The following is an 8,113-nucleotide window of genomic DNA, read 5'->3' on the forward strand; positions in this document are numbered from 1 at the left end:
ACAAACAAAAACCCTCAATTAAAAAATTGAGGGTTAATGATTTTAAAATTTTAATTCTTCTTTGCGAGCCATAATTTCATCGTATTCCTCTTTTGAACCTACGATTATATTTTCGTAATCCCTCATACCGGTTCCGGCAGGAATTTTATGACCTACAATAACATTCTCCTTCAATCCCTCCAGGTAATCAATTTTACCACTTACAGCAGCTTCATTTAATACCTTTGTTGTTTCCTGGAACGAGGCTGCAGAAATAAACGATTTGGTTTGCAACGAAGCCCTTGTGATACCCTGCAGAATTGGTGTAGCCGTCGCTGAAACAGCTTCCCTTGCAGTCACCAAAGCCTTATCCGCACGTTTCAAGATTGAATTCTCATCTCTCAATTCACGAGGTGTAATTATCTGGCCTGCTTTGAGGTTTTCTGATTCTCCTGATTCTTCAACTACTTTCTTACCAAAGATTTCATCATTTTCCCTGATAAAATCGTCTTTGTGTACCAGCTGATTTTCAAGGAATGTAGTATCGCCCGAATCCTGAACACGAACTTTTCGCATCATCTGTCGCACTACAACTTCAAAGTGTTTGTCATTAATTTTTACACCCTGGAGTCTGTAAACTTCCTGCACTTCATTTACAAGATACTGTTGTACAGCTGAAGGTCCTTTAATTGCAAGGATATCTTCCGGGGTAATTGATCCGTCAGATAAAGCCATACCAGCCCGAACATAATCATTTTCCTGAACCAAAATCTGGTTTGAAAGTTTTACCAAATATTTCTTTATCTCACCAAGTTTGGATTCAATAATAATCTCTCTATTACCTCTCTTTATTTTACCGAATGAAACCACTCCATCTATTTCAGATACAACGGCAGGATTAGATGGATTACGAGCTTCAAATAGTTCCGTTACCCTTGGTAAACCACCCGTAATATCACCAGATTTAGCTGATTTACGAGGAATTTTTACCAAGATTTTACCTTCTTTAATCTTATCGCCATCATCCACCATTAAATGTGAACCAACAGGAAGGTTATACGAACGCAAAACTTCATCCTTTGAATTTTTAATCAATAAGGTAGGAATCAATTTCTTGTTTCTGGATTCTGAAATAACCTTTTCCTGAAATCCGGTTTGTTCATCAATCTCAACCTGATAGGTAATTCCCTGTTCAATATTCTCATAAGAAATTTTACCCGGAAATTCTGAAACTATAACTCCGTTGTAAGGATCCCATTGGCAAATTACATCTGCCTTTTTTATCTTACTGCCATTTTTAACAAAGATCTGAGAACCATAGGGAATATTATTCGTGCTAAGTGTAATTCCAGTCGTAGCATCAACAATTTTAATTTCAGAAGTTCTTGAAATTACAATATTGACCACTTTCCCATCAGAATTCTCACCTTTAACCATTCTCAAGTCTTCAATCTCCGCAATACCCCCAAATTTGGCTTCAAGTTTACTTTCCTCGGAAATGTTACCTGCAATCCCTCCAACGTGGAAAGTACGCAAAGTTAGCTGCGTTCCAGGCTCACCAATAGATTGTGCGGCCACAACACCTACCGCTTCACCCCGCTGTACCATTTTGTTGGTTGAAAGGTTTCTACCATAACACTTGGCACATATACCCTTTGCAGCCTCACAAGTGAGTGCCGAACGTACTTCAACTTTTTCAATAGGTGACGACGTCACTTTCTTCACATCAGATTCCAGAATCTGTTGTCCAGCAGTTAATAGCAGTTCTTCAGTTAACGGATTATATACATCATGTAAAGAGACTCTTCCTAAAATTCGTTCCCCTAAGGTTTCTACTATTTCTTCGTTTTTCTTTAAAGATTCAACCTTTATTCCTCTAAGGGTTCCACAATCATCTATATTCACGATGACATCCTGTGAAACATCCACTAATCGTCTTGTAAGATATCCTGCATCGGCTGTTTTAAGAGCAGTATCTGCTAGTCCTTTACGAGCACCGTGAGTAGAAATAAAGTATTCCAAAATAGACAATCCTTCTTTAAAGTTAGATAGAATTGGGTTTTCTATAATCTCACCTCCACCTGCAGTAGATTTCTTAGGCTTAGCCATTAAACCACGCATACCTGTTAGCTGTCTAATCTGTTCCTTTGAACCCCTAGCTCCGGAATCCAACATCATATACACCGAATTAAATCCTTGTTGATCTTCCCGGATACGCTTCATTGCCAACTCAGTTAACATGGCATTTGTTGAAGTCCAGACATCAATCACCTGATTATATCGTTCGTTGTTTGTGATAAGGCCCATATTATAATTCATCATAATTCCATCAACCTGTTCATTGGCATCAGCAATCATGGTGTGCTTTTCCTTTGGGATAATAATATCTCCAAGACTAAATGACAATCCGCCTTTAAAAGCAAAATCATAACCCATGGTCTTAATCAAATCCAGAAACGCTGCAGTTGTGGGTACATCTGTAACGGCAAGAATCCTTCCGATAATATCACGTAAAGACTTTTTGTTTAAAACTTCATTTACATATCCGGCTTCTTCCGGTACAACCATATTAAAAAGTACTCTACCAACGGTAGTAGGAATAATCTGATTGACTAGTTCGCCTTCCTCATTAAAGTCTTTAGCTCTCACTTTAATTCCGGCATTCAGTTCTACTTTCCCTTCATTAAATGCGATTACTACCTCTTCGTAGGAGTAAAAAGTTAAGCCTTCACCTTTTACAGGAACTTCTTTTGTAGATTTTCGCTCTTTTGTCATGTAATATAACCCAAGAACCATATCCTGTGAAGGTACTGTGATTGGAGATCCATTGGCCGGATTTAATATATTGTGCGAAGCCAACATCAAAAGTTGGGATTCCAAAATAGCTTCAGGGCCTAAAGGCAAATGCACCGCCATTTGATCACCATCAAAATCCGCATTAAAGGCAGTACAAACAAGAGGGTGCAAACGAATTGCTTTACCTTCTATTAATTTAGGTTGAAATGCCTGTATCCCCAATCTGTGTAATGTAGGAGCCCGGTTGAGCAAGACAGGGTGTCCTTTTAAAACATTTTCTAAAATATCCCAAACTACCGGTTCTTTTTTATCAATTATTTTTTTGGCTGACTTAACAGTTTTAACAATACCCCTTTCGATCAGTTTTCTTATCACAAAAGGCTTGTATAGTTCTGCAGCCATATCTTTTGGAAGACCACATTCATATAGGCTCATTTCAGGTCCGACAACAATCACGGAACGAGCAGAATAATCTACCCTTTTACCCAATAAGTTTTGACGAAAACGTCCTTGTTTTCCTTTCAGGGAATCCGAAAGAGATTTAAGCGGTCTGTTCGATTCAGTTTTCACTGCTGAAGCCTTACGCGTATTATCAAAAAGAGAATCAACCGATTCCTGAAGCATTCGTTTCTCATTTCTTAAGATAACTTCAGGTGCTTTTATTTCCATTAATCGCTTTAAACGATTGTTCCTTATAATTACACGCCTGTAAAGATCATTTAAATCAGAAGTCGCAAATCGTCCTCCGTCTAGAGGAACAAGTGGACGTAACTCCGGTGGGATAACCGGAACTACCTTCATGATCATCCATTCTGGTTTGTTATCCCTGTTTTCCTGAGATTCTCTTAATGCTTCAACAACCTGAAGTCTTTTTAAGGCTTCCGTTTTACGTTGTTTTGAGGTCTCCGTATTGGCTTTATGCCTTAAATCATAGGATAGTTGTTTCAGATCAATTCGTGACAGCAAATCGATAAGGCATTCTGCCCCCATTTTGGCTATAAATTTATTAGGATCTGAATCTTCCAAATATTGATTTTCCGGAGGGATAGTATCTAGAATATTTAAATACTCTTCTTCAGTTAGAAAATCTAGTTTATGAATCTCCTCTCCCTCAGGCCCTTGAGCAACACCTGGCTGAATTACCACATAACGCTCGTAATAAATAATCATGTCCAGTTTCTTGGAAGGCAATCCCAAGAGGTAGCCAATTTTGTTTGGCAAGGAACGGAAGTACCAAATATGAGCAACCGGTACAACTAAATTTATGTGTCCTACCCTGTCGCGACGAACCTTTTTCTCAGTTACTTCAACGCCACACCTGTCGCAAACAATTCCTCTATAGCGGATACGCTTGTACTTACCACATGCACATTCATAATCCTTTACAGGACCAAAAATGCGTTCGCAGAACAATCCATCACGTTCTGGTTTATGAGTTCTATAATTAATAGTTTCAGGTTTTAAAACCTCACCTCGTGATTCTCCTAAAATTGATTCAGGAGAGGCCAAGCCAATTGAAATTTTATTGAACCTTTTTATTGCGGTATTATCTTTTATTCTAGCCATTATAATATGGTGATAGTAAATTTAAATATGTAAAAAAAACTATTATTCTTCAAGTCTAATGTCTAAACCTAATCCCTTAAGTTCGTGCATCAATACATTGAAAGATTCTGGCAAGCCAGGTTCAGGCATGGTTTCGCCTTTTACAATTGATTCATAGGTTTTGGCACGTCCAATCACATCATCAGATTTTACAGTCAAAATCTCACGAAGGGTAGCAGATGCGCCATATGCCTCTAGGGCCCAAACTTCCATTTCTCCAAAACGTTGTCCACCAAATTGTGCTTTACCTCCTAAAGGTTGCTGTGTAATCAACGAATATGGTCCAATGGAACGAGCATGCATTTTATCATCCACCATATGTCCTAATTTTAACATATAGATTACCCCAACTGTCGCAGCCTGGTCGAAGCGTTGCCCGGTTCCTCCGTCATAGAGATAGGTATGACCAAATCTTGGGATTCCGGCTTCATCGGTAAATTCATTAATCTCATCAAGTGTAGCACCATCAAAAATTGGAGTCGCGAATTTCTTGTCAAGATTTTGACCCGCCCATCCAAGAACAGTTTCATAAATTTGACCGATATTCATACGAGATGGTACACCTAAAGGATTTAATACAATGTCTACCGGAGTTCCGTCTTCCAGGAACGGCATGTCTTCATGTCTTACAATACGGGCAACAATACCTTTGTTACCATGACGTCCGGCCATTTTATCACCAACTTTAAGTTTACGTTTTTTAGCAATATAAACTTTTGCAAGCTTCATTATACCTGCAGGCAATTCATCTCCAACAGATATTGTAAACTTATCTCTCCTAAGATTCCCCTGAAGATCATTCAACTTAATCTTGTAGTTGTGTAGCAGGTCGGCCACCAAAATATTTGTGTCTTTATCAGTGGTCCAACTACCTCCAACAAGATGGGCAAAATCATCTACTGAATTAAGCATTTTCATGGTATATTTTTTACCCTTAGGTAAAACCTCTTCACCAAGATCATTTAATACTCCCTGAGATGTCTTCCCGTTTATAAGTTTAAACAACTTATCTACAAGCACTTCTTTAAGTTCCTGGAATTTTAGCTCATATTCCAGTTCCAGATTTGTTATTGCTTCCTTGTCTTCTGAACGTTTGCGTTTATCCTTAATAGAACGAGAGAATAACTTTTTTTCAATAACTACTCCACGCAACGAAGGTGAAGCTTTTAAAGAAGCATCCTTAACATCCCCTGCTTTATCTCCAAAAATAGCACGAAGTAGTTTTTCTTCCGGAGTAGGATCCGATTCACCTTTTGGTGTAATCTTACCAATAAGAATATCCCCGGGTTTTACTTCCGCACCAATTCGTATCATTCCATGTTCATCAAGGTCTTTTGTCGCCTCTTCAGAAACATTGGGAATATCATTAGTTAATTCTTCAGCTCCCAATTTGGTATCTCTAACTTCAAGAGCGTATTCATCTATATGTATTGAAGTAAAGATATCTTCGCGAACAACTTTTTCAGAAATTACAATAGCATCCTCAAAGTTATATCCTTTCCATGGCATAAAGGCAACTTTAAGGTTTCTGCCTAAAGCTAATTCCCCGCCTTCTGTAGCATATCCTTCGCAAAGTACCTGTCCTTTTTTAACATGATCTCCCTTTTGAACGATTGGCTTAAGATTGATGCTGGTACCTTGGTTGGTTTTTCTGAATTTAACCAATTGATAGGTCTTGGAATCGTCCTCAAAACTTACCAATTTTTCATTCTCACTGCGTTTGTAATTAATTGTGACCTTTTGAGAATCCACATATTCAATTATACCATCGCCTTCTGCATTTATTAATACTCTTGAGTCTGATGCAACTTGTCTTTCCAATCCTGTTCCAACAATTGGAGATTGTGGTTTCAATAAAGGAACTGCCTGACGCATCATGTTAGAGCCCATCAAAGCCCTGTTTGCATCATCGTGTTCAAGGAACGGAATTAAAGAAGCGGAAATAGAAGCAATCTGATTGGGAGCAACATCGGTATAATTGACCTCTATTGGATCCACAACCGGAAAATCTCCTTCTTCTCTGGCGATAACTTTCTCCTGATCTATCGCTCCATTCTCCTTGAGTGGAATATTGGCCTGAGATATTTTCATGCCTTCCTCTTCTTCCGCGCTCAGGTATATAAAATCTTTCGTATCTACTTTTCCATTATCAACCTTGCGATATGGTGTCTCCAAAAATCCCATAGGATTTACTTTGGCAAATACCGCCAGAGATGAAATAAGTCCAATATTTGGTCCTTCAGGAGTTTCAATAGGACATAGTCTTCCGTAATGTGTGTAGTGAACGTCACGAACTTCAAATCCTGCACGTTCTCTTGAAAGTCCACCTGGCCCCAGGGCTGATAATCTTCTCTTGTGTGTAATTTCTGCAAGAGGATTTGTCTGATCCATGAACTGTGATAATTGGTTAGTACCAAAAAATGAATTTATCACAGAGGACAGTGTTTTGGCATTTATCAGATCAATCGGAGTAAATACCTCATTATCCCTCACATTCATTCGCTCACGAATGGTCCTTGCCATACGAGCCAAACCAACACCAAATTGAGATGATAATTGTTCCCCAACCGTTCTAACACGCCTGTTGGAAAGGTGGTCAATATCATCAATTTCTGCTTTAGAATTGATAAGTTCAATTAAATACTTGATTATAGTAATGATATCTTCTTTGGTAAGTACCTGTTTGTCCATACCGATATCCAAACCAAGCTTTTTATTCATTCTGTAACGACCAACTTCACCCAGATTATATCGTTGATCAGAGAAAAACAATTTATCAATTATTCCACGTGCTGTTTCCTCATCCGGTGGTTCTGCATTACGCAGCTGACGATAAATATGTTCAACGGCTTCTTTTTCAGAATTTGTGGGATCTTTTTGCAAAGTGTTATGAATAATTGCATAATCACTTTGGGCATTATTCTCTTTATGAAGCAGAATGGTTTTAACATCTGCATCCATAATTTCATCTATATGTTCCTTTACGAGAACAGTATCACGATCCAGGACTATTTCATTTCTCTCTATGGAAACAACTTCTCCTGTGTCTTCATCAACAAAATCTTCGTGCCAGGTATTAAGAACCCTTGCAGCAAGTTTACGTCCTAAGAATTTTTTCAATCCGGTTTTTGAAACCTTTACTTCTTCAGACAGGTCAAAGATCTCAAGAATATCCTTGTCTCTTTCGAAACCTATTGCTCTAAATAAAGTTGTAACCGGTAATTTTTTCTTCCTGTCAATGTAAGCATACATTACGCTATTGATATCAGTAGCAAATTCTATCCAGGATCCTTTAAAAGGAATTACCCTTGCAGAATACAGTTTGGTACCATTTGCGTGAAAAGATTGACCAAAGAATACTCCAGGAGACCGGTGCAACTGTGAAACAACTACTCGTTCAGCACCGTTAATAACAAATGTTCCACTTGGTGTCATATAAGGTATAGTACCCAAATAAACATCCTGAACAATAGTTTCAAAATCTTCATGCTCCGGATCGGTACAATAAAGTTTTAAACGCGCTTTTAGGGGTACGCTATAAGTTAGACCTCTTTCTATACACTCCTGGATTGAATACCTGGGTGGATCTATGAAGTAATCAAGAAATTCCAGTACAAATTGATTTCTTGTGTCAGTTATTGGAAAGTTTTCCATGAAGGTGTTGTACAAACCCTCATTGCCCCTTTCGTCAGATTTTGTTTCAAGTTGAAAAAAATCTTGAAATGATTTAATC

General features: G+C 38.3%; 2 protein-coding genes. Both read right to left on the bottom strand.

What is annotated here, in order from left to right:
* Positions 1-42: 42 nt before the first annotated feature.
* Complete coding sequence (rpoC, locus tag Q0X66_RS11635; protein WP_297706532.1) at positions 43-4,341, bottom strand: DNA-directed RNA polymerase subunit beta'; 4,299 nt, start codon at positions 4,339-4,341, stop codon at positions 43-45.
* Between the two features lie 42 nt (positions 4,342-4,383).
* The coding region (rpoB, locus tag Q0X66_RS11640) for a DNA-directed RNA polymerase subunit beta (RefSeq protein WP_297706534.1) at positions 4,384-8,113 on the bottom strand (3,730 nt) is incomplete at its 5' end.

It is taken from the genome of uncultured Eudoraea sp. (genome assembly GCF_947260015.1).
Classification (GTDB): domain Bacteria; phylum Bacteroidota; class Bacteroidia; order Flavobacteriales; family Flavobacteriaceae; genus Eudoraea.